This is a genomic window from Paenirhodobacter sp. (assembly GCF_047600745.1).
In the GTDB taxonomy this organism is placed as follows: Bacteria; Pseudomonadota; Alphaproteobacteria; order Rhodobacterales; family Rhodobacteraceae; genus Rhodobacter.
This window is the reverse complement of record NZ_JASGKI010000004.1, coordinates 281,732-307,623: the sequence shown is the minus strand read 5'-3', so window position 1 is coordinate 307,623 and position 25,892 is coordinate 281,732. Positions and strand designations below refer to the sequence as shown.

27 protein-coding genes and 1 tRNA gene are annotated in these 25,892 nt (G+C 66.1%); 18 read left to right on the top strand and 10 right to left on the bottom strand.

The genetic code is table 11. From position 1 onward, the window contains the following. Nucleotides 1-142 precede the first annotated feature (142 nt). From QM789_RS10140 to QM789_RS10120, 5 genes are all read left to right on the top strand, one after another. A complete protein-coding gene (locus QM789_RS10140) occupies nt 143-637 on the top strand; it encodes a hypothetical protein (protein ID WP_420351798.1) in 495 nt (164 codons plus the stop codon). A gap of 68 nt (nt 638-705) precedes the next feature. Then, nucleotides 706-1,239, top strand: coding sequence for a HutD family protein (locus QM789_RS10135; RefSeq protein ID WP_420351797.1), 534 nt, complete (start codon nt 706-708; stop codon nt 1,237-1,239). 86 nt (nt 1,240-1,325) lie between these two features. After that, nucleotides 1,326-1,409, top strand: a tRNA-Leu gene (locus tag QM789_RS10130). Nucleotides 1,410-1,450: 41 nt separating this feature from the next. Beyond that, nucleotides 1,451-2,554: a pyridoxal phosphate-dependent aminotransferase gene (locus QM789_RS10125; RefSeq protein WP_420351796.1), complete on the top strand. Its 1,104-nt coding sequence runs from the start codon at nt 1,451-1,453 to the stop codon at nt 2,552-2,554. Between the two features lie 71 nt (nt 2,555-2,625). Beyond that, nucleotides 2,626-3,000 carry a DUF305 domain-containing protein gene (locus QM789_RS10120; protein WP_420351795.1) on the top strand — a complete coding sequence of 125 codons (375 nt, stop codon included), beginning with the start codon at nt 2,626-2,628 and terminating at the stop codon, nt 2,998-3,000. A 15-nt stretch (nt 3,001-3,015) separates the two neighbouring features. On the opposite strand, the gene QM789_RS10115 is transcribed toward QM789_RS10120, so the two are convergent. Next, nucleotides 3,016-4,215 carry a pyridoxal-phosphate-dependent aminotransferase family protein gene (locus QM789_RS10115; RefSeq protein ID WP_420351794.1) on the bottom strand — a complete coding sequence of 400 codons (1,200 nt, stop codon included), beginning with the start codon at nt 4,213-4,215 and terminating at the stop codon, nt 3,016-3,018. 213 nt (nt 4,216-4,428) lie between these two features. Here QM789_RS10115 and QM789_RS10110 point away from each other — a divergent pair, with 213 nt between their 5' ends. From QM789_RS10110 to QM789_RS10100, 3 genes are all read left to right on the top strand, one after another. Beyond that, nucleotides 4,429-6,129, top strand: a complete 1,701-nt coding sequence (locus QM789_RS10110; protein ID WP_420351793.1) for an ABC transporter ATP-binding protein — start codon at nt 4,429-4,431, stop codon at nt 6,127-6,129. Next, a complete protein-coding gene (locus QM789_RS10105) occupies nt 6,126-6,863 on the top strand; it encodes a YgfZ/GcvT domain-containing protein (RefSeq protein WP_420351792.1) in 738 nt (245 codons plus the stop codon). Before QM789_RS10110 ends, QM789_RS10105 begins: the two co-directional genes overlap by 4 nt. A 301-nt stretch (nt 6,864-7,164) precedes the next feature. Next, entirely contained in the window at nt 7,165-7,485 is a 321-nt protein-coding gene (locus QM789_RS10100) for a DUF6280 family protein (protein ID WP_068765522.1), read from the top strand. Nucleotides 7,486-7,540: 55 nt separating this feature from the next. Here QM789_RS10100 and QM789_RS10095 read toward each other — a convergent pair whose 3' ends face one another. Beyond that, on the bottom strand, nt 7,541-8,584 hold the full coding sequence (locus QM789_RS10095) for a P-loop NTPase (RefSeq protein ID WP_420351791.1): 1,044 nt from the start codon (nt 8,582-8,584) through the stop codon (nt 7,541-7,543). Between the two features lie 284 nt (nt 8,585-8,868). Between QM789_RS10095 and QM789_RS10090 the strand changes: the two genes are divergently transcribed. Further along, nucleotides 8,869-9,072, top strand: a complete 204-nt coding sequence (locus QM789_RS10090) for a DUF1127 domain-containing protein (RefSeq protein WP_420351790.1) — start codon at nt 8,869-8,871, stop codon at nt 9,070-9,072. A 544-nt stretch (nt 9,073-9,616) separates the two neighbouring features. On the opposite strand, the gene QM789_RS10085 is transcribed toward QM789_RS10090, so the two are convergent. After that, nucleotides 9,617-10,774, bottom strand: coding sequence for a deoxyguanosinetriphosphate triphosphohydrolase (locus QM789_RS10085; RefSeq protein ID WP_420351789.1), 1,158 nt, complete (start codon nt 10,772-10,774; stop codon nt 9,617-9,619). A gap of 70 nt (nt 10,775-10,844) precedes the next feature. Here QM789_RS10085 and erpA point away from each other — a divergent pair, with 70 nt between their 5' ends. Genes erpA through xth form a run of 3 tightly spaced genes read left to right on the top strand, consistent with a single transcriptional unit; the run spans nt 10,845 to nt 13,298 of the window. Next, entirely contained in the window at nt 10,845-11,177 is a 333-nt protein-coding gene (gene erpA, locus QM789_RS10080; RefSeq protein WP_420351788.1) for an iron-sulfur cluster insertion protein ErpA, read from the top strand. A gap of 27 nt (nt 11,178-11,204) precedes the next feature. Continuing rightward, the gene (locus QM789_RS10075; protein ID WP_420351787.1) at nt 11,205-12,476 is read left to right on the top strand and encodes a hemolysin family protein; all 1,272 of its coding nucleotides are present in this window, start codon (nt 11,205-11,207) and stop codon (nt 12,474-12,476) included. A 48-nt stretch (nt 12,477-12,524) separates the two neighbouring features. Further along, the gene (gene xth / locus QM789_RS10070) at nt 12,525-13,298 is read left to right on the top strand and encodes an exodeoxyribonuclease III (RefSeq protein WP_420351786.1); all 774 of its coding nucleotides are present in this window, start codon (nt 12,525-12,527) and stop codon (nt 13,296-13,298) included. Here the strand turns inward: xth and QM789_RS10065 are convergent, their stop codons facing one another. From QM789_RS10065 to QM789_RS10055, 3 genes are all read right to left on the bottom strand, one after another. After that, nucleotides 13,299-14,015 (bottom strand): alpha/beta fold hydrolase, encoded by a 717-nt coding sequence (locus QM789_RS10065; protein WP_420351785.1) that lies wholly within the window; start codon nt 14,013-14,015, stop codon nt 13,299-13,301. A 76-nt stretch (nt 14,016-14,091) separates the two neighbouring features. After that, nucleotides 14,092-14,838, bottom strand: coding sequence for an alpha/beta hydrolase (locus QM789_RS10060; RefSeq protein WP_420351784.1), 747 nt, complete (start codon nt 14,836-14,838; stop codon nt 14,092-14,094). Nucleotides 14,839-14,893: 55 nt separating this feature from the next. After that, nucleotides 14,894-15,595, bottom strand: a complete 702-nt coding sequence (locus tag QM789_RS10055; RefSeq protein WP_420351783.1) for a hypothetical protein — start codon at nt 15,593-15,595, stop codon at nt 14,894-14,896. A 150-nt stretch (nt 15,596-15,745) separates the two neighbouring features. Here QM789_RS10055 and thrS point away from each other — a divergent pair, with 150 nt between their 5' ends. Together thrS and QM789_RS10045 are read left to right on the top strand one after the other, a co-directional pair. Beyond that, nucleotides 15,746-17,692 (top strand): threonine--tRNA ligase, encoded by a 1,947-nt coding sequence (gene thrS / locus QM789_RS10050; RefSeq protein ID WP_420351782.1) that lies wholly within the window; start codon nt 15,746-15,748, stop codon nt 17,690-17,692. 225 nt (nt 17,693-17,917) lie between these two features. Then, nucleotides 17,918-18,124: a cold-shock protein gene (locus QM789_RS10045; protein WP_420351781.1), complete on the top strand. Its 207-nt coding sequence runs from the start codon at nt 17,918-17,920 to the stop codon at nt 18,122-18,124. A 53-nt stretch (nt 18,125-18,177) separates the two neighbouring features. Here QM789_RS10045 and QM789_RS10040 read toward each other — a convergent pair whose 3' ends face one another. Further along, on the bottom strand, nt 18,178-19,266 hold the full coding sequence (locus QM789_RS10040) for an anhydro-N-acetylmuramic acid kinase (protein ID WP_420351780.1): 1,089 nt from the start codon (nt 19,264-19,266) through the stop codon (nt 18,178-18,180). Nucleotides 19,267-19,325: 59 nt separating this feature from the next. On the opposite strand from QM789_RS10040, the gene tyrS reads away from it, so the two are divergent. Next, nucleotides 19,326-20,576: a tyrosine--tRNA ligase gene (gene tyrS, locus QM789_RS10035; protein WP_420351779.1), complete on the top strand. Its 1,251-nt coding sequence runs from the start codon at nt 19,326-19,328 to the stop codon at nt 20,574-20,576. 32 nt (nt 20,577-20,608) lie between these two features. On the opposite strand, the gene QM789_RS10030 is transcribed toward tyrS, so the two are convergent. Both QM789_RS10030 and QM789_RS10025 read right to left on the bottom strand, forming a co-directional pair. Continuing rightward, the gene (locus tag QM789_RS10030) at nt 20,609-21,178 is read right to left on the bottom strand and encodes a peptidylprolyl isomerase (RefSeq protein ID WP_420351778.1); all 570 of its coding nucleotides are present in this window, start codon (nt 21,176-21,178) and stop codon (nt 20,609-20,611) included. Further along, the gene (locus tag QM789_RS10025; protein WP_420351777.1) at nt 21,171-21,683 is read right to left on the bottom strand and encodes a peptidylprolyl isomerase; all 513 of its coding nucleotides are present in this window, start codon (nt 21,681-21,683) and stop codon (nt 21,171-21,173) included. Before QM789_RS10025 ends, QM789_RS10030 begins: the two co-directional genes overlap by 8 nt. Before the next feature lie 160 nt (nt 21,684-21,843). Here QM789_RS10025 and QM789_RS10020 point away from each other — a divergent pair, with 160 nt between their 5' ends. The 3 genes from QM789_RS10020 to QM789_RS10010 all read left to right on the top strand — a co-directional run bounded on the left by QM789_RS10020 (nt 21,844) and on the right by QM789_RS10010 (nt 24,480). Beyond that, nucleotides 21,844-23,034 (top strand): phosphoglycerate kinase, encoded by a 1,191-nt coding sequence (locus QM789_RS10020; RefSeq protein WP_420351776.1) that lies wholly within the window; start codon nt 21,844-21,846, stop codon nt 23,032-23,034. A 121-nt stretch (nt 23,035-23,155) separates the two neighbouring features. Continuing rightward, the gene (locus QM789_RS10015) at nt 23,156-24,049 is read left to right on the top strand and encodes a fructose bisphosphate aldolase (RefSeq protein WP_420351775.1); all 894 of its coding nucleotides are present in this window, start codon (nt 23,156-23,158) and stop codon (nt 24,047-24,049) included. A 116-nt stretch (nt 24,050-24,165) separates the two neighbouring features. Beyond that, nucleotides 24,166-24,480: a TM2 domain-containing protein gene (locus QM789_RS10010; RefSeq protein ID WP_420351774.1), complete on the top strand. Its 315-nt coding sequence runs from the start codon at nt 24,166-24,168 to the stop codon at nt 24,478-24,480. Here QM789_RS10010 and QM789_RS10005 read toward each other — a convergent pair. Continuing rightward, nucleotides 24,477-25,316 (bottom strand): phosphatidylglycerol lysyltransferase domain-containing protein, encoded by an 840-nt coding sequence (locus QM789_RS10005; RefSeq protein ID WP_420353283.1) that lies wholly within the window; start codon nt 25,314-25,316, stop codon nt 24,477-24,479. The two genes, QM789_RS10010 and QM789_RS10005, sit on opposite strands and share 4 nt — an antisense overlap. Nucleotides 25,317-25,892 lie beyond the last annotated feature (576 nt).

Below are 25,892 nucleotides of genomic sequence, written 5' to 3'. Positions count from 1 at the left end.
GCGGCGGGCGACGCCGCATGCCGCCACCTGCGGGCCGCCGGAGCCCCGTTCTGCCTCGCGCGCGGCGGGCATTGCCGGGCTGGACTTCGGGCGCGGACAGGATCACCTTCGCACCATGGTGTCGGCAAACTCAGGACGTCGCATGAAACCGCTTTTCTCCCTTTCGCTGCTTCTGGCCGGGCTTGCCGCCCCCCTGCATGCCGAAACGCCGCCCGAGTTCATCGAAACCCTCCGCGCCCGCTGTGCGGGGGTCGAGGGCGGCGTTTTCACCGCGCCCGAAGAGGCCGTGAGTTCCATCGCGGATTTCAACGGCGATGGAATCACCGATCCGATCATCGAAGAAGCGCGGTTCGGCTGCTCCACCTCCGCCACGCTGTTCAGCGGCGGTTCGGGCGGCGGCGGCGTGCAGGTCTTCGTCTCGCGCCCCGGCGGCTATGATCGCTTTGAATTCCTCGCGCAGGGCACGATGGTCGTCGCGCCGCCCGGCCCACCGGACCGGCCGGTTCTCCTCCTCTCCGTCCACAGCGGGCAATGCGATGTCGTGGCCGAATCCTGTCAGGCCGCCTATATCTGGTCGGAAACGGGCCGCTTCGTGTCGATTGGCGGGGCGGTCGGACCGCAGAAACAGACCCCATGAAACCGCGTGATCTGTATCGCGACGAAGACCTGCTGCGCTGAAAGCGCCCCGTGCGGAGGAAGGAAATCATGGAGCAATCGCCGCGACTTTGGCGCCGGGCCGGGCGCCGGTTCACCGCGTGGAAGAACGGCGGCGGCCACACGGCCGAAATTCTCGCCATGCCCGAGGGGGCGGGGATTGATGCGTTCGACTGGCGGATCAGCACCGCCGAAGTGGCGCAATCGGGGCCGTTTTCGGAATTCCCCGGCATCGACCGCTGGCTGGCGGTGCTGGAGGGCGGGCCGATGGATCTGATCCTGCCCGACCGGCGCGTCACGCTCGGGCCGGGGTCCGCGCCGGAACATTTCCCCGGCGATGAGCCCTGCACGGCGGAGCTGACGGGGGTGCCGCTTCTCGACCTGAATGTGATGGTGCGCAGGCCGTTGCGGGCCCGGGTGGCGCCGCGCCCCTCGCAGGGCCCCGTGCGGGCGCGCTATGCGCTGGCCACCGAGGCGGTGCCCGAACTGGATCTTGAGCGCCACGACCTGATCGAAACCCTACCGCGCGACGGTTTCGACGGAAGGCTGATCTGGATCGAGATCAGCGGTGATCGCGCCCCTTGACGCGGCGGGCCGAAGACCGGATAAGGTGCGCTGTCCGGTCAGACAGGCCGGGCGGCATGTCCGCCTACCACGGGGATGCCGGCTGTGCGGGTGTGGCGGAATGGTAGACGCGGCAAACTCAAAATCTGCTTCCGCAAGGAGTGTCGGTTCGAGTCCGACCACCCGTACCAACCCCCTTGCCCGCCGCGCGCTTTGGGCCTAGCACAGGCGCATGATCGGACCTCGTTACACCCCGCTTGTCGACAGCCTTCCCGCCACCGTGCCCTTCGTCGGGCCGGAGACGCAGGAGCGCCGCATGGGCCACCCGTTCCGTGCCCGGCTGGGCGCGAATGAAAACGGCTTTGGCCCCTCCCCCCGTGCGATCGCGGCGATGGCTGCGGCGGCGGGCGAAGCCTGGATGTATGGCGATCCGGAGAATCACGACCTGAAGGTGGCGCTGGCGGCGCGGCACGGCTGCAAGCCGGGCAATATCGTCGTGGGCGAAGGGATTGACGGGCTGCTGGGCTATCTGGTGCGGATGCTGGTGTCCGAAGGCGATGCGGTGGTGACATCGCGCGGGGCCTATCCGACGTTCAACTTCCACGTCGCGGGGTTCGGCGGCGTGTTGCATCCGGTGCCCTATCGCGATGACCACGAAGATCCCGATGCGCTCATCGCCAAGGCAAACGAGGTTGCGCCGAAGCTGATTTATATCGCCAATCCGGACAATCCGATGGGCAGCCATCATCCGGGTCAGGTGTTGGCCGATATGGCCGCACGGGTGCCGGATGGCAGCCTGCTGGTGCTCGACGAAGCCTATGTCGAACTCGCCCCCGAGGGGACCGAGGCGCCGGTCGACCCGGACGATCCGCAGGTGATCCGGATGCGCACCTTTTCCAAGGCGCATGGCATGGCCGGGGCGCGGGTGGGCTATGCGATCGGGGCGGAACCGCTGATCCGTGCCTTCGACAAGATCCGCAACCATTTCGGCATGAGCCGGATCGGGCAGGCCGGGGCGCTGGCGGCGCTTGGGGATACCACCTGGCTCGCCTATATGCGTCGGCTGGTCGGGGCCTCGCGCGACCGGATCGCGGAGATCGCCCGGGCGAACGGGCTGATGCCGCTGCCTTCGGCCACCAATTTCGTCGCGATCGACTGCGGCGGCGATGGCGCCTTCGCGCGCCGGGTGCTTGAGGAACTGGTTGCGGCGGGGATCTTCGTGCGGATGCCGGGCGTTGCGCCGCAGGACCGCTGCATCCGCGTTTCCTGCGGGCCGGAGCCTGAGATGATGGCCTTTGCCGAGGCGCTTCCGGGGGCGCTGCTGCGGGCGCGCTGACTCTCGCCGAGTGGTGATTTGCCAACGGCCCTTTCCCGGCGCAAGATCTGAAAAAGGAAAGGAATCCCCAGATGATGACCCCCGTGCTTCGCCTCGCTCTTGCCGCGTTCTTGTTCGCCCCCGCCGCCTATGCGCAGGACGCCCATGGCGGCCATGACATGAGCAAGATGATGGCCGAGACCGCCGATGCCGCGCCCTCGACCCAAGCCTATATCGCCGCCGCGCGCGCGATGCACGGCGCGATGGAGGTGCCCTATACCGGCAATGCCGATGTCGATTTCGTGCGCGGCATGATCCCGCACCACGAAGGCGCGATCGCGATGGCGAAGGTCGCGCTGGAGTACGGCTCCGATCCGGATGTGCGCAAACTGGCCGAAGAGGTGATCAAGGCGCAGGAATCCGAGGTGCAGTGGATGAACGACTGGCTCGCCAAACACGACAAGTAAGGCGAGCCATCAGCCTCAGGCCCCGGCGCAGACCCGCGCCGCGGCCTCCAGCGCGCTCTTGCCATGCGGAATGTCGAGCGCGGTCAGCCCCGCCTCCATCACCGCGAGCACACCAAGCGTCATATGCGCGTTGACATGGCCCATATGGGCGACGCGCAGGAAGTCGGCGGCCTCCGGCGTGCCGGGTTCGGCCATGCCAAGGCCGATGCCCAGGGTCACGCCCGCCTCCGTCTCGCACCAGCGGCGCAGGCGCGCGGCGCCGCCGCCACCGATCCGTGCGGCGGTGACGGAATGGCCCCGATGCGCGGGATCGGCGATGTTCAGCGTGATGTCCCCGCCCTGCCCCCAGGCATCGAAGGCCGCCCAGACGGTGCGGGCCAGCGTTTCATGCCGGGCCCAGACATGGGGCAGACCCTCTTCGTCCAGGATCATCTTCAGTGATTCGGCCAGACCGAACAGGTGATGCGTCGGCGCCGTGCCCGCGAAATGCTGATAATACTGTTCCGGGAAGGCGCGCGGGGTCCAGTCCCAATAGGGCGTGCGCAGGTCCGACGCGCGGCCCGCCTCCAACGCCTTGTCCGAAAACCACAGGAAGCCCAGCCCGGGCGGCACCATCAGGCCCTTCTGGCTGGCGGCCACCATCACATCGACGCCCCAGTCGTCGAAGCGGAATTCGTCGCAACCGAGCGAGGCGATGCAATCCACCGCCAGCAGCGCCGGATGCCCCGCCGCGTCGATCGCCGCCCTGACCGCCGCCACATCGTTCAGAACCGAGGTCGCCGTGTCCAGATGGGTCAGCAGCACGACCTTGATCCGCCGGTCGGAATCGGCGCGCAGCGCGGCCTCGACCCGGGCCGGATCGACGGGCGCACGCTGACCGAAGTCGATCATCTCGACCTCCACCCCCATCGCGCCCGCATGCTGCGCCCAGTTGATGCCGAACCGCCCCGTAGCCAGAGACAGCGCCTTGTCCCCGCGCGAAAACAGGTTGGCGATCGCCGCTTCCCAGGTCGCATGACCGTTGGCGATGTAGATCGTCGCATGATGGCGCGTCATCGCGACGCGGCGCAGATCGTCCACGATGGCCCGCGTCATGTCGACGATATCGCCTTCGTAGATGTTCGGCGCGGCGCGGTGCATCGCGGCCAGAACCCGGTCGGGCATCGCCGATGGCCCCGGAATGGCAAGATAGGGGCGGCCCTGCGCGAGGCTCATCGTTCACTCCTGCGGATGGTGTCCCCTCGTGCCTAGCGAAGCGTTCCCCATGCGTCAACGGCGGGGAATGTATCGGGCACAAAGCCGCATCGCTTGCCGCGCCGGGGTGTTCGCGCTAAGTCGCAGGGAACCCGAGCCCAGACAGAGGTTGCCGTGGCCCGCATGAAAAATCCCACAAAAAATCCCTACGCATCGAATACCCTTTTCGCGCGGATGTGGCGCAGCTACCTGGCGCGGCACTGGCCGAAGATGCTGGTGGCCATCGCGCTGATGGTGATCGAGGGCTCGACCCTCGGCGCGCTGAGCTGGATGCTGGAGCCGCTGTTCGACAAGGTTTTCACCCAGGGCCATTCCGGACTGATCTGGGTCGTGGGCGGGGGCATCTTCGGGTTGTTCCTGCTGCGCGCGATCACGTCGGTCGGCTCGCGCACCATGCTGTCGCAGATCTCGCAAAGCTCTTCGGCAGCGATGCAGGTGGATCTGGTGCGGCACATGCTGACACTCGACCAGAGCTATTTCATGGAGAATTCCCCCGGCGCGCTGATCGAGCGGGTGCAGGGCGATACGCAGGCCGTGCAGGGCGTCTGGCAGGTGTTCATCACCGGCGCCGGGCGCGATTCGATCGCGCTAATCTCGCTGTTCGGGGTGGCGATTTCGATCGACTGGCGCTGGACGCTGGCGGCACTGGTGGGGGCGCCCCTGCTCATCGCGCCGACGGTGATCGCGCAGCGCTACATCCGGCGCAAGACGGCGCAGATGCGCGGACAGGCGAGCGACCGCGCCACCCGGCTGGACGAGGTGTTCCACGGCATCGCAGCGGTAAAGCTGAACCGGCTCGAAGACTACCAGATGGGCCGCTTCGCCACGCTGGTGGACCGGATCCGGCGCGCGACGGTGAAGATGGCACTGACGCAAAGCATGATCCCCGCGCTGATCGACGTGGTGACCGGGCTGGGCTTCATGCTGGTGCTGGTGCTGGGCGGGCACGAGATCGTCGAGGGCAAGCGCACGGTGGGCGAATTCATGTCCTTCTTCACCGCGATGGCGCTGGCGTTCCAGCCGCTGCGGCGGCTTGGCGGGCTGGCGGGCACCTGGCAATCGGCGGCGGCGAGCCTGGAGCGGATCTACCGCGTCTTCGACATCCAGCCGAAGATCCACGATCCGGTGCCCGCCGCGCCGCGCCCGGCGGCGATGGACGTGCGGTTGCAGGACGTTCATCTGAATTACGGTGCGAAACCCGTGCTGCGCGGCCTCAGCTTCACCGCCGAGGCGGGGCGGACAACGGCGCTGGTCGGCCCTTCGGGGGCGGGCAAATCGACGGTGTTCAACCTGCTGACGCGACTGGTGGATCCGGACAGCGGCATGGTTTCGGTGGGCGGCATACCGGTCGCGGCGATGGACCTTGCGACGCTGCGGGGCCTGTTCTCGACCGTGGCGCAGGACGCCGCGCTGTTCGACGAGACGATCCGGGAGAATGTGCTCCTTGGCCGCAAGGACGTGAGCGAGGAAGAGCTGCGCCGCGCGCTGACGGTGGCGCATGTGACGGAGTTCACCGATGCGCTGCCGCTGGGCCTTGAGACCCCCGCCGGGCCGCGCGGGGCGGCGCTGTCGGGTGGGCAGCGGCAGCGGGTGGCGATCGCGCGGGCGGTGCTGCGCAATGCGCCGATCCTGCTGCTGGACGAGGCGACATCGGCGCTCGATACCCAGTCCGAGGCGCAGGTGGCACAGGCACTCGACCACCTGTCCGAAGGGCGCACGACACTGGTCATCGCGCACCGGCTCTCGACCGTGCGCAACGCCGACAAGATCGTCGTGGTGGTCGAGGGGCGCGTGGTCGAGGAAGGCACGCATGAAACGCTTTACGCGCAGGGCGGGATGTATAGCGCGCTGTGCAGGATGCAGTTGGTGGAATGATGCGGACGATCTACGAAATCACCGGCACGGACCGGGAGCATTTCCTTCAGGGGCTGGTCAGCAACGATGTGCGGCGGCTGGCGCAGGGGCCGGTCTATGCCGCGCTGCTGACGCCGCAGGGCAAGTATCTGGCGGATTTCCTGCTGGTGCCCCGGGGGGATACGGTGTTGCTGGACATCGACTCCGGGATCGCCGAGGCGACGGTGCGGCGGCTGTCGATGTATCGGCTGCGGGCGGATGTGCAGATCGCGCCCTCGGCCCTGCGGGTCTTTCGCGGCACCGGCCCGGCGCCCGAAGGCGCGGTGGCGGATCCGCGCGACCCGGCGATGGGCTGGCGGCTGTATGGGGCGCAGGACGGCGATGACGGCAGCGACTGGGACGCGATCCGTGTCGCGCATCTGATCCCGGAAACGGGAATCGAACTGACGCCCGAGACCTATATCCTGGAGGCCGGGTTCGAGCGGCTGCATGGCGTCGATTTCCGCAAGGGCTGCTATGTCGGTCAGGAGGTCACCGCGCGGATGAAGCACAAGACCGAGTTGCGCAAGGGCCTGACCCGGGTGCTGATCGAGGGCGCCGCCCCGGTCGGCACGCCGATCGAGGCCGGGGGGCGCCCGGTCGGCACGCTGTTCACGCAATCCGGCGGGCGGGCGCTGGCGCATCTGCGGCTCGACCGGGCCGCGCCGGAGATGACGGCGGGCGATGCGCTGCTGCGCCCCGAGCTTAATGCGTAAAATTTGATCCGGCCCGGAACGAGCCATGCCCCGGGCACAGGGCGCGTCTCCACCCCATTGACATTCCCGATCACGGGCTTGCGACCGGATCGCGGCCCAAATTTTCTTGATTTACAGCCATGTGCTTTTATATATGCGCGACCTGACTGCGGCAAGGCGGTGCGGTTCGTGGCGTAGGAGGCGCAAGAGACATGCAGATTTCGCATGACTGTCATTCCTCTGACGGCATATCGAATCGGACCCCAAACGCCCTAGATGGCGCCACGCCAACAAACGCAAGAGCAATAAAAAGGACGGAATAATGCGCGATTTCGTTGACGGCTCCGCTTTCAACTATGAACAAGGCCAGCGAGCCCGCAAGCTTTTCGCCGCGGTGGTCCTTGCTGCCCTGGACGATGCGATTGCCGATGACAAGAAATACGGAAACGGCCCGGAGCAGATTGCCCGCTGGGCGCGGTCGCGCGATGGCCGGGAAGTGCTGTCCTGCGCCGGGATCGACCCGAACGAACGCGTTGTGAAGGGCCTGATGGAATTCGTCTCGAAGGGCGTGCGGACTTCGGTCGCCCTGTCGCGCGAAGAAAGCGAACGGCGCATGGCGGCTGAAGAGGCCGAAGCGGCGTGATCCACGCCACATGCTCGAAACCGCCCGGGACCGAAAGGCCCGGGCGGTTTCGTTTTCAGACCTTGCCGGCTGCGATCAGGCGCTGTGCGATCGCCGCATAACCCTCGGCCACCGGACCTTCGCCCGCCGCCGCCGGGGTGCCGCTGTCGCCCGCGATCCGCACATCCAGGTCGAGCGGCAGCGCCCCCAGGAACGGCAGTTCCAGCCGCGCCGCCTCGGCCTCGACCCCGCCATGGCCGAAAAGATGCGCCTCATGGCCGCAGTTCGGGCAGATATAGGTGGACATGTTTTCGATCAGCCCGATCACCGGCGCGTTCAGCCGGCGGAACATGTCGATCGCCTTTTTCGCATCCAGCAGCGCGATGTCCTGCGGCGTCGAAACGATGATCGCCCCGTCGAGCTTCGTCTTCTGGCACAGCGACAGCTGAATATCCCCGGTGCCCGGCGGCAGGTCGATGACCAGAACGTCCAGCGCGCCGTAATGCGCCCATTCGACCTGATTCAGCATCTGTTGCAGCGCGCCCATCAGCATCGGCCCGCGCCAGATCACCGCCTCATCCTCGCGCAGCATGAAGCCGATCGACATCAGCGTGACGCCATGCGCCTGTAGCGGGATGATGTGCTGCCCATCGGGTGAGGCGGGACGCCAATTCACCCCCATCATGCGCGGCTGGCTCGGCCCGTAGATATCGGCATCGAGCAGCCCGACCCGCTTGCCTGCGCGCGACAGCGCCACCGCGAGATTAGCCGAAACGGTGGATTTCCCCACCCCGCCCTTGCCGGAGCCGACCGCGATGATATGGCGCACGCCGGGGATGGACTGCGGACCGGCCTGCGGCGTCGGATGGCCGCCGATCTTCGGCCCCTGCCCGGTAGGAATCACCACAGTGATGTGACTGACCCCGGGAATCGCACGCACCGCCGCTTCGAGATGCGGCTTCATCGCCTCCAGTTCCTGCGGCGGCGCACCCTCCAGAACGAAGCGCACGGTCCCTGATTCGACGGCCAGAGCGTGAATCAACCCCCGCGCAACCGGGTTTTCCGCCTCCGGCCCCAGCTTTCGCAGCGCCTCCAGCACGATTTCCTTGCTCACCGCCATTTTTGTCTCCTGCTGTTTTCGGGCGGACTGTGGCGCTTTTGTCGCGGACTTCAAGGGGCGCAGGAGCAATGATTCATCTCATCTGCCCCTTTTTGAAACGATATTGCCAAATTTTTCCCGAAATCCGCCCGGAATTTCCTCGGAAATAGGTCAGTAGTTGTTATGCAATTTCTGCATGGCAGAATTGACCGACTTCGGGATTGTGCAGGTGCAGCATTGGCGTCATGTTAGCCCCAACAGCCAAGCAGAAACCTGCACCGGCACTACGGCAAACGAGACGAAACATGGCAATCGCGTCCGACATCCACGAACACCACTTTGGCCTCGCCCATCTCTTCGCGGGCTTCCGTGAGGCTCTGGCCCGGCGCCGGGTGTTCCGTGAAACCGTCCGCGAACTGCGTGGCCTGACCGGCCGGGAACTGGCGGATCTGGGCCTGAACCGGTCGATGATCAAGAGCGTGGCCTTCGAGGCCGCCTACGGCAAGTAAGAATTCCCTTCCTGAGGCTCCTCCTCCTCCCTGAGCCTCGGAAATCGGCGGCACCCTCCTCCTCCTCCCTGAGGGTGCCGCCACCAGATACCGGCCCCAGCCCGCAAGGCACTGCCGGACAGCCGAAACGAAGGCCCTCCTCCTCCCTCGGGCCTCGTGCAGAAGGCGGCGGCCCCCTCCTCCTCCCTGGGGCCGCCGCGCTTCGCTTTCGGCAGAAGTTGCGGCGATCGGTCCACTCCTCCTCCCGGATTGATCGCTTCGGCGGCGCCCTCTCCTCCTCCCTTGGGCGCCGCACATATACCGACGGGCCCCTCCTCCTCCCTGGGCCTTTCGGGCAGGCGCTGCTCGCTCCTCCTCCCTAGAGCGGCGCCGGACATACCAAGGCCCCCTCCTCCTCCCTGGGGTCATGGTTTTACGGCGGCACCCCTCCTCCTCCCTGGGTGCCGCCGTTTTCATTTTCACGGTTCGTATTCTCGGGGGATCCAGCAAGACATGAAAAAACCGCCTCCGTCCGGGGACGAAGGCGGCTGCGGCTCCCCGCCGATCACCCCTGAGGGTCGATCAGCCGGTGATATTCCTGGATCGCGAAACGGTCTGTCATCCCGGCGACATAATCAAGCACCACCCGCGCCAGTTCCGTTTCCGCATCGGGCTGCATCCGCGCCGCGGCGACATCGCCGTGCCAATCCTCGGGCAGCAGATCGGGATTGGCCAGAAACAGCGGGAACAGCGCGTTGACCATCATCGTCACCCGCTTGCGTTCGACCACCACCGTCGGCGCACGATACATCCGCTGGAACAGGAAGGACTTGATCGCCTTCAGGTTCTGATAGAGCGGCTTCGAGAACCGGATGATCGGCCCTTCCATGTGGCGGATATCGTCGACCGAGCGCGGTTGCAGCGCGCTCAGCCGGTTCTGCGCCACCGCGATCACATCCTCGACCATCACGCCAAAGACACGCCGCAGCGCTTCGTGCCGACGCCGCATCGGTTCCAGCCCGGGGTGCAGGCGGTCCACCTCGGCGAAACAGTCGCCGATCACCGGCAATTCGCACAGGTCGTCTTCCGTGAACAGCCCGGCGCGCAGCCCGTCGTGCAGGTCGTGGTGGTTATAGGCGCAATCGTCGGCCACCGCCGCCACCTGCGCCTCGGCGCTGGCATTGGTGCCAAGCTCCAGATCCCACAGCGCATTGACCTCGGCCAGCGCATAGCTCCACGGCGGATCGACGGGGCCGTTGTGCTTGGCGATGCCTTCGAGCGTCTCCCACGTCAGGTTCAGCCCGTCGAACCCGGCATAATGGCGTTCGAGCCGCGTCACGATCCGCAGCGCCTGCGCATTGTGGTCGAACCCGCCATAGGGCTCCATCAGGATCGCCAGCGCATCTTCGCCGGTATGGCCGAAGGGCGGATGGCCCAGATCGTGCGCCAGCGCCACCGCCTCGGCCAGATCGGTGTTCAGCCCGAGCGACCCGGCGATGGTGCGCGCGACCTGCGCCACCTCGATCGTATGGGTCAGCCGGGTGCGGTAATAATCGCCCTCATGCTCGACGAAGACCTGCGTCTTGTGCTTCAGCCTGCGGAAGGCCGAGGAATGGATGATCCGGTCCCGGTCGCGCTGAAACGGCGAGCGGAAGGTCGAGATGCTTTCGGGGTAGAGCCGCCCGCGGGAGGCCCCGGGATGGCAGGCATAGGGTTGCAACAAGGTTTCCTCGTCTTGTCGGCGCTTTTGCCCTATCCTATATCTTCAACGTCACGGAAATACAGGCCCCCCGATGCTTTTGCCGCCCCATGTCACCCCGCGCGCCTTCGCACGCCTCGCTCAGATCAACGCCGCCCATGCCGGTGCGCCCAAGGCGCTGCGGATCGCGGTGGAGGGCGGCGGTTGCTCCGGCTTCCAATATGACATGAAGCTGGACGAAACGGCGGCGGATGACGACATCGTTCTTGAGGGCGAGGGTCAGCGCGTGCTGATTGATTCCGTCTCGCTGCCCTTTCTGCAAGATGCCACCATCGACTTCACCGATGAACTGATCGGCGCCCGCTTCGTGGTGCAGAATCCGAATGCCACGGCGTCTTGCGGCTGCGGCATCAGTTTTTCGATCTGATCCTTTCCTGATCCCATCCGTGGACCCATGTTCCTTGAAATCCTGATCCTGATCGTGCTGACCGCGTTCAACGGGGCGCTGTCGATGTCGGAGCTCGCCGTCGTTTCGGCGCGCGACGCAAAACTGAAACGCATGGCGGAGGATGGCAGCAAGGGCGCCGCCGCCGCGCTGCTGCTGAAGGAGAACCCCGGCAAGTTCCTGTCCTCCGTGCAGATCGGCATCACCCTTGTCGGCATCGTCGCGGGTGCGGTGTCCGGTGCGACACTGGGCCTGCGGCTGTCGACCACGCTGGAGGCGGCGGGGCTGTCGCCCTCGCTCGCCGGCACGTTGGGCGTGGGGGGAGTGGTCGTCGCCATCACCTATGCGCAGCTTATTCTGGGCGAACTGGTGCCGAAGCAGATCGCGCTGGCCGATCCGGATGCGGTGGCGGTGCGGGTGGCGCCCGCGATGCGGATGATCGCGCGGATCGCGACGCCGGTGGTGTGGTTCCTCGATCTGTCCGGCCGGATCGTGCTGCGCCTGCTGGGGCAGTCGGACCGCGGCGACAAGGCGATGACGGATGAGGAAGTCGCCCTGACGCTGGACGAGGCCGAGGGCGCGGGGGTCTTCGCCCCCGGCGAGCGCGAGATGCTGACCGGCGTGATGCGCGTGGCCGACCGGCGGGCCTCCTCCCTGATGACGCCGAAGCGCGAGGTCATCGTGCTGGACCTGAGCCAGAGCCGGGCCTCGCTGATCGACCAGATCCGCAAATCCCCGTTCGACCGGCTGCCGGTGCGCGACGGTGGCGAGGATGACATCATCGGTGTCATCGTCTCGCGCGAGGCGCTGGCGCTCCCACGCGGGGGGGCGCTGGCCTCCATCGTGCGGCCCGCGCCGGTGGTGATGGATCAGGCCCCCGCCGCGCTGGTGATCGAGAAGCTGCGCACCGAAGGCAGCCGGATGCTGCTCGTCTTCGACGAATTCGGCCATTTCGAGGGCGTGATCACCTCAATGGACGTGCTGGAGGGTATCACCGGCGAATTCCTTGACCCCGGCGACGAACCGGCGATTCAGGGGCGGCCGGATGGCTCGTTCCTGATCTCTGGCTGGGCGCCCGCGGATGAGATGGCCGAGCGGCTGCGGATCCGCGATGCGCAGGGCGATTACGACACCGCCGCCGGTTTCGTGATCGACCGGCTGGCACGGCTGCCGAAGCAGGGCGATGTGCTGCGCACCGACGGCTGGGTGTTCGAGATCGTCGATATGGACGGCGCGCGGATCGACAAGCTGCTTGTCCACCGCGAACAGGCCGAGCCCTGATTGCCCTGCCCCTCCGTTGCCCCTAGAACGGGGGAAACGGAGGGCTCCATGAAGATCGCCACCTTCAACATCAACGGTATCAAGGCCCGGGCCGAGGCGCTGGTCGACTGGCTGCGCGAGGCGGAGCCGGATGTGGTCTGCCTGCAAGAGATCAAATCGACCGACGACACCTTCCCGCACGAGATTTTCGACGGGCTGGGCTACACGATCGCGACGCATGGGCAGAAAAGTTTCAACGGCGTCGCGATCCTCAGCCGCCTCGGGCTGGAGGATGTGGTGTGCGGCCTGCCCGGCGAGGACGAACAGGCCCGCTGGATCGAGGCGACGGTGGTCGGGCGGCGCGCGGTGCGGATCTGCGGGCTGTATCTGCCGAACGGCAATCCGGCGCCGGGGCCGAAATACGATTACAAACTCGCCTGGATGGAGCGGATGCGCACCCGTGTGCAGGAATTGCTGCACGCCGAAGAGCCGGTGGTTTTCGCGGGCGATTACAACATCATCCCGCAGGACGTCGACGCCGCGAAGCCCGAGCAATGGCGCGAGGATGCGCTGGCATTGCCCGAAAGCCGCGCGGCGTTTCGCCGGATCGTCAACCTCGGCCTGACGGATGCGCTGCGCGCGCGCACCACGGCGCCGGGGCAGTATACGTTCTGGGACTATCAGGCCGGGGCCTGGCCGCGCAACAACGGCATCCGGATCGACCACCTGCTGCTGAGCCCGCAGGCCGCCGACCTGCTGCGCGATCTGGGCGTGGACAAGGAAATCCGGGGGCGGGACAAGCCGTCGGACCACGTTCCGGTCTGGATCGACCTCGACGCCTGACTATTCCTCAAGCGCGCGGCAGCCGAGGGCGAACCATTTCACCAGCAGCCGCGTCAGCTCCTCCGGCGCTTCGAGCGGGGCAAGATGCCCCACTCCCCGGATCAGCCGGAACTCCGCCAGCCGCATCAGTTCGGCGAGGATTTCATGTCGGCGCGGCGGGCAGATCGTGTCGAATTCGCCGCAGACCAGCAGCGCCCTTTGCCGCGCCGAGCGCAGCGCGCGTTGCAGATCGGGGCGGCGCATCAGGGCGCGGGACTGCCGCGCGAAGGTCTCCGGCCCGAGCGCCCCGGCCATTTCCAGCAGCATCGCCTGCGCAGTCAGCGCGCCCTCGCCCGGGCCGAGCGTGGAGGCGGGCACCTCTTCGAGGATCGCTTCGTCCAGCCGACCGCTGAGCGCCCGGATGATGCGGTCCTCGCGCTGCGAGGCGAATTGCGCGCTTTCGGCCAGCGGCGAGACGTCGATCATCACGATTTCGGCCACGCGATGCGGGATGCGGCGCAGGATCTCCATCGCCACGACGCCGCCCAGCCAATGGCCGACCAGCGTGAACCGTTCGGGCAGGCGCGGGATGATGGAGTCGGCCATCTCTTCGATCGTGTCGCCTTCGAGCGGCACACAGATCACCGGGCGCAGGGCGGAAAAATACACGATCTGGTGCCAGAACAGGCGCGCATCGCACATGAAACCCGGAAGGAAGACCAGCGGATCGCCCGACATGACAGCCTCTTACAGAACCTGAGCGTTATGTGCCGCAGAGCGGCGGCAGGGAAAAGTCCCCAGCGGAAGTTTCCGCTCAACCGATGCGTGCAAGCACCTCTCCGATCGCCGCTTCGATGGTGGCAAGGCAATCGGGCGTCGAAAAACTGTGCTCGGCGCCCTTGACCAGCGTCAGGCGGATGTCCCCGCCACTGGCATGATGGAACAGCCGCAGCGCGGTTTCGACCGGAACAGAGCTATCCTCGGTGCCCTGCAACAGCCGGACCGGAACCGGCAGCGGCAGCGGGCTGCGCAGGACCAGACGCTCGCGCGCCTCCTCGATCAGGCGGCGGCTGATGCGATAGGGGTCGCCATAATCCGACGGCAGATCGACATGGCCGATTTCCAGCAGATCGCGGCGCTGCTCGGGGCTGAAACCCGCCCAGAAGCCATCCTCGGTGAAATCCGGCGCGGCGGCGATGGTGACCAGCCCCGCGACCAGTTCGGGATGCTCCCGCGCGATCAGCAGCGACAGCCAGCCGCCCATCGACGAACCGACCAGAACCTGCGGCCCCTCGGTGCAGGCGCGGATCGCGGCCACGGCATCCTCGAACCAGTCGCCGATCGCGCCCTCCTCGAACCGGCCACCGGAGCGGCCATGACCCGACACGTCGAGCCGCAGGAAGGCGCGGCCCGCATGCGCGGCCCAGGCGGAGAGCGCAACCGCCTTGCTCCCCTCCATGTCGGATTTCAGCCCATGCAGGAAAACGATGCCCGGGCCCGCCCCGGTCTGCCGCCGGACGGCGATGCGGCGGCCTTGCGGCGTGGTGATGAATTCGGTCATGCGCAATCCTCCTGTGCGGACCCTACCCCGCGCCACGGCCCGCGGCAATCCGCGCTTAAAACGTCAGCCACAGGCCGATCTTCGCATCGGTTTCCCGGTCCAGACGCAGGCGCTTGCCGATGCCCGCCTCGATCGCCAGGGGGCCGAAATGCCGCACCCAGCCAAGCCCCAGACGCAGCTGGCCCTCGCTGTATTTCGTCCAAGAATATTGCGCCTGCGAGAACAGGGTGTTGCTGTCGCTGAGGTTCACGCCCAGCGTCGCATCGAGCTTGCGCTCCTCCCGGTTGCCAATCGAAGACTTCCGCAAGGTGCCGTCGAGCGTCGCCCAGCCCGAACCGAAACGCGAGTCGAACCCCATGCCCCAGCTCGCGCCATATTGCATCAGCATATAGTCGCCCGGCGTCATGCCGTAGTGCAACAGGGCATTCGGGTCGATGTCGTCGCTCAGGCCGGGATAGACCACATGCTCCTTGCCGCCGCCGACGCTCACCGCGAAATGGTGCCGGCCCAGCGTCCATAGTGGGATCCGCGTTGACAGGATCGCGATCCAGCCGCCGTTCTGGCTGCGCCCGGCATCGAGCACGAAGGTCATCCGCTCGTTCCAGCCATATTCGACATAAAGGGCATCCCAGTCGTCGCCCGAGCGGATTTCGCGGCTGAGCGAAGCGAAGACCCCGCCGGGCGCGCGCGGCCATGGCCCCGCCGTGGCGGTACCGGCAAGCAGGCAGAACAGCAGGGCGAGGGCGATGCGCATCATGCGGGAATTGGACCGCTACATGGTTAATAACCTGCTAACACGCGAACGAATTTCCGGCCCGTTGACTTGCCCCGGGCGAAGGCGCATACCCGCGCGCACCATAACCCGCAACCGGGCGCTCCGTGGGCGCCAGACCGACGAGGAGGACGCATGTCCCAGATCACCCTCACCTTTCCCGATGGCAACAAACGCGAATTCCCTGCGGGGGTGACGGCGGGCGAGGTCGCGGCGGCGATCTCCAAATCGCTGGCCAAGGCCGCGATCTCGGCGCAGGTAGACGGCCAGCATTTCGACCTGCAATGGCCGATCACGCAGGACGCGCGGATTTCCATCAACACGATGAAGGACTTGGTACCCGCGCTGGAACTGATCCGGCACGACCTCGCGCATATCATGGCGCGCGCGGTGCAGGAGCTTTGGCCCGACGTAAAGGTCACCATCGGGCCGGTGCGCGATTACGGCTGGTTCTACGACTTCGACCGGGCCGAGCCTTTCACCCCCGAGGATCTGGGCGCGATCGAGGCGCAGATGCGCAAGATCATCAACGCCCGCGAGCCGGTGCGCACCGAGGTCTGGCCGCGCGCCGAGGCGCTGCGCTATTACGAAGAGAACAACGAGCCCTACAAGGTCGAGCTGGTCAACCGGATCCCCGAGGGGGAGAATATCCGGATGTATTGGCACGGCCCCTGGCAGGATCTTTGCCGCGGCCCGCACCTGCAAAATACCGGGCAGGTTCCGGCGGATGCGTTCAAGCTGACCCATGTCGCGGGGGCCTACTGGCTGGGTGATTCCTCGCGGCCGATGCTGCAACGGATCTACGGCATCGCCTTCCGCACCCGCGACGAGTTGAAGGCCCACATGACCATGCTGGAGGAGGCCGCGAAGCGCGACCACCGCAAGCTGGGCAAGGAAATGGACCTGTTCCACATGCAGGAAGAGGCGCCCGGGCAGATCTTCTGGCACCCGAACGGCTGGTCGATCTACACCACGCTTCAGGACTACATGCGGCGGCGGCAGCGCACGGATGGCTATGTCGAGGTCAACACCCCGCAGGTCGTCAACCGCAAGCTGTGGGAGCAGTCCGGCCACTGGGCGAACTACCGCGAGAACATGTTCATCGTCGAGGTGGACGAGGAAGGCGCGCGGGAAAAGGTCGTCAACGCGCTGAAACCGATGAACTGCCCCTGCCATGTGCAGATCTTCAACCACGGGATCAAGAGCTACCGCGACCTGCCGCTCCGGATGGCGGAATTCGGCTCCTGCGCGCGCTATGAGCCTTCGGGCGCGCTGCACGGGATCATGCGGGTGCGCGGCTTCACGCAGGACGACGCACATATCTTCTGCACCGATGACCAGATCGAATCGGAAACGAAGAAGTTCATCGAATTCCTGGCCTCGGTCTATTCCGACCTGGGGTTCGACCAATGGCGGATCAAGCTGTCCACCCGGCCGGAAAAGCGGATCGGCTCCGAGGAAAGCTGGGACCGGGTGGAGGCGGCGCTCGGCAATGCCTGCAAACACGCGGGCTATGAATTCGAGATTCAGGAGGGCGAAGGCGCCTTCTACGGGCCGAAGCTGGAATTCGTGCTGACCGATGCGATCGGGCGGGACTGGCAATGCGGCACGTTGCAGGTGGACCCGAACCTGCCCGAACGGCTGGACGCAAGCTATATCGGGCAGGACGGCGAGCGCCACCGCCCGGTGATGCTGCACCGCGCCTGTCTGGGCTCGTTCGAGCGGTTCATCGGCATCCTGATCGAAAGCCATGCGGGCAAGCTGCCGCTCTGGCTCGCGCCGCGGCAGGTGGTGGTGGCGTCGATCGTGTCGGATGCCGATGCCTATGTGCTGGACGTGGTGGCGAAGCTGACCGCCCGCGGCATCCGCGCCGAGGCCGACATCCGCAACGAGAAGATCAACTACAAGGTTCGCGAACACAGCCTGGGCAAGGTGCCCTATATTTTCGCCGTGGGGATGAAGGAGGTCGAGGAAGGCACCGTCTCCGTCCGCCGTCTGGGCGACACCCGGACCGAAACGCTGGCACTGGATGCGATTCTCGCGCAGTTGTCGCTCGAAGCGCAGGCACCTGACCTGCGCTGAGCGGCCATTTGATGGGCAAAGCTCCAAAATCAATCACAAACCGGGGGGCCTCTGCTCCCCGGTCCTTTTTTTATTGCATTTTGAGCGACCTGTGGCAGGCTTCATAGTCGCGTGGACGCAGACTTTCCTACCGGCCCTTCAACGGGCAGCCGGAAGACCCGAAAGACCTGGCTGCACGGCCCGTCGGCAATCTCGCCCCCGGGAATACTTGAAGGAGATACGGTAATGGCCACTGGCACCGTGAAATGGTTCAACACCACCAAGGGTTATGGCTTCATCGCCCCCGATGGCGGCGGCAAGGACGTGTTCGTCCATATCTCGGCGGTGGAACGCGCCGGGCTCAAGTCGCTGGCCGACAACCAGAAGATCAGCTTCGAGATGATCTCCGGCCGCGACGGTCGCGCTTCGGCGGGTGACCTGAAACTGCTCTGAGCGGTCATAACCCCAGATTCGAGCGGCCCGCGCGCCCCGCGTGGGCCGTTTGCCTATCCGTGGCTGATCCGGCCACCGCCGGTCGGGATGGGAACACCCGTGGTCGAGGGGCCGGAGGTCGGCAGGCCACGCGCCACCCGCACCGCCAGATAGGCGAAAGCCTGCGCTTCCAGCATGTCACCGTTGAGCCCGATTTCCTCCACCGGCTCCACCGGCAGCGCGGTCGCACGCGCGAGCCCCGCCATCAGCGCCGCGTTCAGCCGCCCGCCACCGGTGACATAAAGCGCCGTGGGCGCAGCGGGGAAATGTTCACCCCCCCGGGCAACAGCGGCACAGGCACAGGCGGCAAGGGTCGCGGCGGCATCCGCATCCGTCATCCCGGCCACCGCCGCCAGCAGCCCATGAAAATCGTTCCGGTCCAGGGATTTCGGCGGGATCCGCGCGAAGAACGGATGGCTCAGGAACCGCGCCACCACTCCTTCGTCCGCCGTGCCCGAAAGCGCAAGGCGCCCGCCCTCGTCCACCTCTTGCCCCCGCCGCGCGCGCATCAGGTCATTGATCGGCGCATTCGCCGGGCCGGTGTCAAAGGCCAGCACGGCGCCCGGCGCCTCTGGCCCCGGCTGGCGCGGATCGACCCAGGTCACATTGCCGACCCCGCCAAGGTTGAGAAACACCACCGGCGCCCGCAACCCGGCCCATTGCGCACAGGCGAAGTGGAAGAAGGGCGCAAGCGGCGCGCCCTCCCCGCCCCGCCGCACATCCTCCGAGCGGAAATCCCAGACCACGGGGCGGCCCAGTCCCCGCGCCAGCGCATCGCCCGACCCGGCTTGATGCGTGCCCCGCCCGCGCGGATCATGCGCCAAAGTCTGGCCGTGAAAGCCGATCAGCTCCGCCTGCGGAAAGCGGGAGAGCACCTCGGCATGGGCGGCATCGACCACGGCGGCGGCCTCCGCCACCCCCGGCTCTGCGGGCCAGCGGCCAAGGGCGGCGCGCAGCACCTCCCGCTCCGGCGCGGTATAGGCGCGGTAAGCGGTGGGGCCGAAACCCGCGATCCGCTCGCCATCCGTCGTCACTTCGGCCGCATCCACCCCGTCGAGCGAGGTTCCCGACATCGTGCCCACCGCGCGGATCATCCCGGTCATGGCTTCCCCTTTCACTACCCGCCCGGTATATGCTTCCCACCAAAGAGGGGACAAGCACGATGACCTACCATCCCAAATCCGACTTCCTGTCGATCATCATCGAGCGCGGCTACCTTGCGGATTGCACCGATCTGCAAGAGCTGGACGCGACGCTGAAAAAGGGGATGGTGACCGCCTATATCGGCTATGACGCCACGGCGGCTTCGCTGCATGTCGGGCATCTGCTGAACATCATGCTGCTGCGCTGGTTCCAGAAGACCGGGAACCAGCCGATCACCCTGATGGGCGGCGGCACGACGAAGGTGGGCGATCCGTCGTTCCGGTCTGAGGAACGCCCGCTGCTGACGCCTGCACAGATCGACGCGAATATCGGCGGCATGGGCCGGGTCTTCGCGCGCTACCTGGATTACGGCGATGCGCCGAATGCGGCGCGGATGCTGAACAATGCCGAATGGCTGGATCATCTGAACTATCTGGATTTCCTGCGCGACATCGGGCGGCATTTCAGCGTCAACCGGATGCTGTCGTTTGAATCGGTGAAATCGCGGCTGGACCGGGAGCAGTCTCTGAGCTTCCTCGAATTCAACTACATGATCCTGCAAGCCTATGACTTCCTTGAACTGAACCGCCGCTATGGTTGCGTGTTGCAGATGGGCGGGTCGGACCAGTGGGGCAATATCATCAACGGGATCGACCTGACGCGCCGGGTGCTCGACCGGGAGATCTTCGGCCTGACGACGCCGCTGCTCACCACTTCGGACGGGCGCAAGATGGGCAAATCGGCGGGCGGTGCGGTCTGGCTCAGCGGCGACATGCTGAGCCCCTATGAGTTCTGGCAGTTCTGGCGCAACACCACGGATGCGGATGTGGGCCGGTTCCTGAAGCTTTACACCGACCTGCCGCTGGTGGAATGCGAGCGGCTGGCGGGCTTGGGCGGGTCGGAGATCAACCACGCGAAGATCGTGCTGGCGAATGAGGTCACGACGCTGCTGCACGGCGCCGAGGCCGCGATTGCCGCCGAGGCCACCGCACGCGAGGTGTTCGAGCGTGGCGGTGTCGGCGAGGATCTGCCCCGGCTGCAACTGGGGACGGCGGATGTGGCCGAGGGCATCAGCCTCGCGCAGCTTGTCGTGCGGTCCGGCCTGGCGAAGACCGGCAAGGACGGCAAGCGGCTGATCCAGGAAGGCGGGCTGAAGGTGAACGACGAGGTTTGCCTTGATCCCGGTCGGATGTTCGGCGCGGGCGATCTGGCCGATCCGGTGAAGCTGAGCGCGGGGAAAAAGCGCCACGCGCTGGTCAGCCTGGGCTGAGATGAAAACGGCGCCCCGAGGGGCGCCGTTCGTCATTCCATGCTGGCTGCGGCGATATAGTCCGGCTCGCTGACGAGCCCGTTCGCCGAAGGGTTGCCCTTCTTGATCTTGTCGACCACATCCATGCCGTCGATCACCTGGCCGATGACGGTATATTGCCCGTCCAGATGCGGCGCCGAACCGAACATGATGAAGAACTGACTGTTCGCGGAATTGGGATTCGCCGAACGCGCCATGCCGACCGTGCCGCGCACGAAGGGCTTGTCCGAGAATTCCGCCGGAAGGTCCGGGTATTTCGACCCGCCCATGCCCGCCATCGAGGTATCGCCCTCGCGCTTGCCGAACTGCACGTCACCGGTCTGCGCCATGAAGCCGCCGATCACCCGGTGGAACACCACGTCGTCATAGGCGTGTTCGTTCACCAGCTGCTCGATCCGCGCGACATGCTGCGGCGCGACATCGGGGAACAGGTCGATGACGACCTTGCCCGATACCTGCCCGCCCATCGTCAGGACGAGGTTCGGGCCCGGGCCGTCGACCGCCTCCTGCGCCATGGCGCCGGTCGCAACGCTGAGCGCTGCGGCGAGGACGAAATTACGCATCCACATCGGCCGCGACCTTCACGGTGATCATCCGGTCCGGATTCGCAGGCGGCTCGCCGCGCGCGATCTTGTCGACGTTCTCCATCCCGGAAATCACCCGTCCGTAAACGGTGTATTGCCCGTTCAGGAAGTGGTTGTCCTTGAAGTTGATGAAGAACTGGCTGTTCGCCGAATTCGGGTTCATCGAACGCGCCGCGCCCAGAGTGCCCCGGTCATGCGGCAGCTTCGAGAATTCCGCCGGAAGGTCCGGATATTTCGACCCGCCCGTGCCTGCGCGGCGCGGGTTGTAGTCCTTTTCCATATTGGCATTCTCGACATCGCCGGTCTGCGCCATGAACCCTTCGATCACGCGGTGGAAGGCCACGTTGTCATAGGCGCCGTCGCGCGCAAGCTGCTTCATCCGCTCGGCATGTTTGGGTGCGACATCGGGAAGCAGCTCGATGACGACGGGGCCGTCCTTCAGCTCGATGATGATCGTGTTTTCAGGGTCTTTGATCTCGGCCATTGCTGGTCTCCTCGCTGGTTGTCGCGGACTTTAGGCAAGCTGTCGGCGATTTGGAAGGTGAAAGCCGCACCTGCCGTTGACGTTCGTGACACAGCGGGGCAAGTTTGCGTGAACTCCAAATGTCCACATTATCGGACGAAATCAGATTCGGGAGGAATGGATGGCCTGGAAAACGCTCGACGACATGGACCTTGCGGGCAAGGTTGTGCTCGTGCGCGTCGATATCAACGTACCGGTCGAAAATGGCGTGGTGACCGATGCGACCCGGATCGAAAAGATCGTGCCAACCGTCACCGACATCCTGGCAAAGGGCGGCAAGCCGGTGCTGCTGGCGCATTTCGGGCGTCCGAAGGGCAAGGTCGTGCCGGAGATGAGCCTGAAGCCGCTGGTGCCGGTGCTGCAAAAGGCGCTCGGACATCCGGTGATCTTTGCCGAGGATTGCGTCGGCGGCCCGGCGAAGAAGGCCGTGGCGGCGATGGGCGCGGGCGATGTCGTGCTTCTGGAAAACACCCGCTTCCAGGCGGGCGAGGAAAAGAACGACCCGGAACTCGCCGCCGGGATGGCCGCGCTTGGCGAGGTTTATGTGAACGACGCCTTTTCGGCGGCGCACCGGGCACATAGCTCGACCGAGGGGATCGCGCATATCCTGCCGTCCTGCGCCGGGCGGCTGATGGAGGCCGAACTGAAGGCGCTGGAAGCCGCGCTCGGCGCGCCGCAGCGGCCGGTGACGGCGGTCGTCGGTGGTGCCAAGGTCTCGACCAAGCTCGACCTGCTGGGCAATCTGGTGAGCAAGGTCGACAATCTGGTGATCGGCGGCGGCATGGCGAATACCTTCCTTGTCGCGCAGGGGATCGACGTCGGCAAATCGCTGGCCGAGCGCGACATGGCCGAGACCGCGAAGGAAATCCTGATCAAGGCGGCGGCGGCGAATTGCCGGATCGTCCTGCCGGTGGATGTCGTCGTCGCGCGCGAGTTCAAGGCGGGTGCCGAGAGCGAAGTGGTGGCCGCCGATGCCTGCCCCGCCGATGCGATGATCCTCGATGCCGGGCCGAAGTCGGTCGAGGAGATCTGCAAGGTGTTCGAGGGCTCGCGCACGCTGATCTGGAACGGGCCGCTCGGCGCCTTTGAAATCGCGCCCTTCGACACCGCGACCAATGCGGCCGCGCAAAAGGCGGCGGATCTGACCAAGGCCGGGCAGTTGATTTCCGTTGCGGGCGGTGGCGATACCGTCGCCGCGCTGAACAAGGCGGGCGTTTCGGCGGACTTCAGCTATATCTCGACCGCGGGCGGCGCCTTCCTCGAATGGATGGAAGGCAAGGAACTGCCCGGCGTAGCGGCACTCGACCGCTGAGCATGACAACCGCCCCGGCCCCGTTAGCGTTCTCAGAATTGCGCGCGCGGGGCCGAGGCGCTATCCGCAGACAGGGGCGTCCCACGCCCGAAATTGGCCAATATTCCCGGGGGAATTGACGATGACCAACGCCGCTCAGACCGAACAGATGCAAAAAGGGAACGGCTTCATCGCCGCGCTGGACCAGTCCGGGGGCTCGACGCCCAAGGCGCTGAAGCTCTACGGCGTCGCCGAGACCGAATATTCCGGCGAAGAAGAAATGTTCGACATGATCCACAAGATGCGCACCCGCATCATCAAGTCGCCCGCCTTCACCGGCGACCTGGTGATCGGCGCGATCCTGTTCGAACAGACGATGGACCGCGAAATCGACGGCCAGCCCACCACCACCTATCTGTGGGAGGTGCGCAAGGTCGTTCCTTTCCTGAAGATCGACAAGGGGCTTGAGGCCGAGAAGAACGGCTGCCAGCTGATGAAGCCGATCCCGGGCGTCGAGGCGCTCTTGGACCGTGCCGCGAAGGCGGGCATCTTCGGCACCAAGGAACGCTCGGTGATTTCCGCCGCCAACCGCGAAGGCATCTATGACGTCGTGGCGCAGCAGTTCGAGCTGGGCAAGACCGTTCTGGCGCATGGCCTGATGCCGATCATCGAACCGGAAGTGACGATCTCGATCCCCGACAAGGCCGAGGCCGAGGCGATCCTGCGCGAGGCGATTCTTGAGCAACTGGAACAGCTTGGCCCGGATCAGAAGGTCATGCTGAAGCTGACGCTGCCGACGGTGCCGAACTTCTACAAGCCGCTGGTCGATCACCCGAAGGTGCTGAAGGTCGTGGCGCTGTCGGGCGGCTATTCGCGCGACGAGGCGAATGAGATCCTGTCGCAGAACACCGGCATCATCGCCTCCTTCTCGCGCGCGCTGACCGAAGGGCTGAGCGCCCAGCAATCGGACAGCGAATTCGACGACAAGCTGCGCGAAGCGATCATCGCGATTTACAAGGCTTCGGTCGCGGGCTGATCCCCCTTTCGATGCAAATGCCGGCCTTCGGGCCGGCATTCGTTTTTCGGGCCCGCGCAGCCGCATTGAAATCCGTCACCGCGTCCCCATATACCGGGGCTCTGACGGAGGTTTCCATGAACGACACCACGCGGCTCTATATCGAGCAGCGCATCGCCAATGAGAAGAAATCGGCGCTGGTCGCCTATCTTCTGTGGTTCTTCCTCGGCTTCTTCGGCGCGCACCGGTTCTATCTGGGGCGGTGGGTATCGGGGCTGGTCATGCTGGCGCTGTTCGGCATCGGCTCCGCGCTGGCGGTGGTGCTGGTGGGCTACCTGCCGCTTGCGGTCGTCGCCGTCTGGTGGGTGATTGACGCGCTGCTGATCCCCGGCATGATCGGCCGCGATGTCCGGACCCTGCGCGACAGCCTGCAACAGGGGCTGGACGGCTAGCGCCGCCCGCCCTTGATCAGCGCCGCAACATCGGCCAGCGCCAGCATCGGCGACACCCCCACCGGCAGCGCGATATATCGCGGGTGCCATTCCGGATTGAACCGGGCCTTGAAGGCGCGCAACTCGTCGAAATCGGCGAAGGCGCTGCCGTGGCGGAACATGACATTGCCGAACCGGGTCCAGAGCCGCGCCATCCGCCGCTTGCCTAACCCGGCGAGGGGGGTGAGCCCGAGGCTGCATTCCTCGGCCCCCGCATCGCGGCAATGTGCGATCAGCGCATGCAGGAAAGTTTCCAGCAGCGCCACACCGCCTTCGGGACGGTAGCGCATCAGATCCATCGACACCCGCCGCCCCGATCCCGGCGCCAGCAGATTGGCGAAGGCGACCACCCTGCCCTCCTGCCGCATCACCGCCAGCGGGAAGCGGTTGAGGTAGTCTTCGGAAAACAGCCCGACGGAAAACCGCTTGTCGCGGCCGATCCGGTCGGCCAGCCAGACATCGGACACCGCGCGCAGTTCGGCCAGAAGTTCGGCGGAATGCGGCGGCTGGTGCAGGTCGATCCCATCCACCGGCCCCGGCGGCACGTCGCGCAGGCGGACGATAGCCTCTTCGCCGATCTCGTGGCAGGCAAGGCCCATTTCCACCATCAGCGGCAGTCGCGCGGCAGAAACCTCGAAGAACACCGGGCGGCAATTGGCGTTGCGGGCGGCCTCGGCAAAAGCCCAACCCGCATGGGTGCCGGACTCGAACGGCCCCACCGGATCGCCAAGCGCGATCCAGTCGGCGCGGCGGCGGGCAAACATCACGAAGGCGCGCTGATCCTCGGAAAAGCGCATCTCCTTGTCACCGGTCAGCGCGAGGCACCCGCGCGGATCCTCCTGCACGGCGACGATCCGCGCGGCGCGGGCCAGCGCCTCCGCAGGTGCATCGGCGCGGCGGCGCACCGGATGCAGCGCCACGAACAGCGTGAACACAAGTAGCACCGCCGAAGCCGCGATCCCCGCCCGCAGGGCACGCGGCGCATTGGCCGAAAGCGCGAAATCCGTCCAGTTCATCGAATGGCCCGGCGCCGCGTGGACGAAGAAAAAGAAAGAGGACACCGCCGCGATCACCGCCAGCACCATGCCGATCCAGGCCGGGCCGAAGACGCCCCGGGTGAGGGTCGTTTCGCGGTAGAATTCATGGCGGAACGGCAGCAGCAGAAGCCCGCCGAGGGCAAGAAGAACCGCGCTCGACAGATCGAGGTTGTTCAGGATCGCCGCAACGGCGCCCCCCGCGATTGCCAGCAGCGTCAGCCAATAGGCCCCCGACGCGCGCCGGATCAGCCCCTGCGACAGGATCAGCAGCACGATCCCCGCGACCGCCGATGTGAGCGTGCCGCCTTCGAGCAGGATCGCGCCCACGAGGTCGTT

What these genes read in the sequence shown, in the direction of transcription:
- QM789_RS10140 (WP_420351798.1), top strand. Translation starts at nt 143, where the DNA reads ATGAAACCGCTTTTCTCCCTTTCGCTGCTTCTGGCCGGGCTTGCCGCC.
- QM789_RS10135 (WP_420351797.1), top strand. Translation starts at nt 706, where the DNA reads ATGGAGCAATCGCCGCGACTTTGGCGCCGGGCCGGGCGCCGGTTCACC.
- QM789_RS10125 (WP_420351796.1), top strand. Translation starts at nt 1,451, where the DNA reads ATGATCGGACCTCGTTACACCCCGCTTGTCGACAGCCTTCCCGCCACC.
- QM789_RS10120 (WP_420351795.1), top strand. Translation starts at nt 2,626, where the DNA reads ATGATGACCCCCGTGCTTCGCCTCGCTCTTGCCGCGTTCTTGTTCGCC.
- QM789_RS10115 (WP_420351794.1), bottom strand. Translation starts at nt 4,215, where the DNA reads ATGAGCCTCGCGCAGGGCCGCCCCTATCTTGCCATTCCGGGGCCATCG.
- QM789_RS10110 (WP_420351793.1), top strand. Translation starts at nt 4,429, where the DNA reads ATGTGGCGCAGCTACCTGGCGCGGCACTGGCCGAAGATGCTGGTGGCC.
- QM789_RS10105 (WP_420351792.1), top strand. Translation starts at nt 6,126, where the DNA reads ATGATGCGGACGATCTACGAAATCACCGGCACGGACCGGGAGCATTTC.
- QM789_RS10100 (WP_068765522.1), top strand. Translation starts at nt 7,165, where the DNA reads ATGCGCGATTTCGTTGACGGCTCCGCTTTCAACTATGAACAAGGCCAG.
- QM789_RS10095 (WP_420351791.1), bottom strand. Translation starts at nt 8,584, where the DNA reads ATGGCGGTGAGCAAGGAAATCGTGCTGGAGGCGCTGCGAAAGCTGGGG.
- QM789_RS10090 (WP_420351790.1), top strand. Translation starts at nt 8,869, where the DNA reads ATGGCAATCGCGTCCGACATCCACGAACACCACTTTGGCCTCGCCCAT.
- erpA (WP_420351788.1), top strand. Translation starts at nt 10,845, where the DNA reads ATGCTTTTGCCGCCCCATGTCACCCCGCGCGCCTTCGCACGCCTCGCT.
- QM789_RS10075 (WP_420351787.1), top strand. Translation starts at nt 11,205, where the DNA reads ATGTTCCTTGAAATCCTGATCCTGATCGTGCTGACCGCGTTCAACGGG.
- xth (WP_420351786.1), top strand. Translation starts at nt 12,525, where the DNA reads ATGAAGATCGCCACCTTCAACATCAACGGTATCAAGGCCCGGGCCGAG.
- QM789_RS10065 (WP_420351785.1), bottom strand. Translation starts at nt 14,015, where the DNA reads ATGTCGGGCGATCCGCTGGTCTTCCTTCCGGGTTTCATGTGCGATGCG.
- QM789_RS10060 (WP_420351784.1), bottom strand. Translation starts at nt 14,838, where the DNA reads ATGACCGAATTCATCACCACGCCGCAAGGCCGCCGCATCGCCGTCCGG.
- QM789_RS10055 (WP_420351783.1), bottom strand. Translation starts at nt 15,595, where the DNA reads ATGATGCGCATCGCCCTCGCCCTGCTGTTCTGCCTGCTTGCCGGTACC.
- thrS (WP_420351782.1), top strand. Translation starts at nt 15,746, where the DNA reads ATGTCCCAGATCACCCTCACCTTTCCCGATGGCAACAAACGCGAATTC.
- QM789_RS10045 (WP_420351781.1), top strand. Translation starts at nt 17,918, where the DNA reads ATGGCCACTGGCACCGTGAAATGGTTCAACACCACCAAGGGTTATGGC.
- QM789_RS10040 (WP_420351780.1), bottom strand. Translation starts at nt 19,266, where the DNA reads ATGACCGGGATGATCCGCGCGGTGGGCACGATGTCGGGAACCTCGCTC.
- tyrS (WP_420351779.1), top strand. Translation starts at nt 19,326, where the DNA reads ATGACCTACCATCCCAAATCCGACTTCCTGTCGATCATCATCGAGCGC.
- QM789_RS10030 (WP_420351778.1), bottom strand. Translation starts at nt 21,178, where the DNA reads ATGCGTAATTTCGTCCTCGCCGCAGCGCTCAGCGTTGCGACCGGCGCC.
- QM789_RS10025 (WP_420351777.1), bottom strand. Translation starts at nt 21,683, where the DNA reads ATGGCCGAGATCAAAGACCCTGAAAACACGATCATCATCGAGCTGAAG.
- QM789_RS10020 (WP_420351776.1), top strand. Translation starts at nt 21,844, where the DNA reads ATGGCCTGGAAAACGCTCGACGACATGGACCTTGCGGGCAAGGTTGTG.
- QM789_RS10015 (WP_420351775.1), top strand. Translation starts at nt 23,156, where the DNA reads ATGACCAACGCCGCTCAGACCGAACAGATGCAAAAAGGGAACGGCTTC.
- QM789_RS10010 (WP_420351774.1), top strand. Translation starts at nt 24,166, where the DNA reads ATGAACGACACCACGCGGCTCTATATCGAGCAGCGCATCGCCAATGAG.
- QM789_RS10005 (WP_420353283.1), bottom strand. Translation starts at nt 25,316, where the DNA reads ATGCGCTTTTCCGAGGATCAGCGCGCCTTCGTGATGTTTGCCCGCCGC.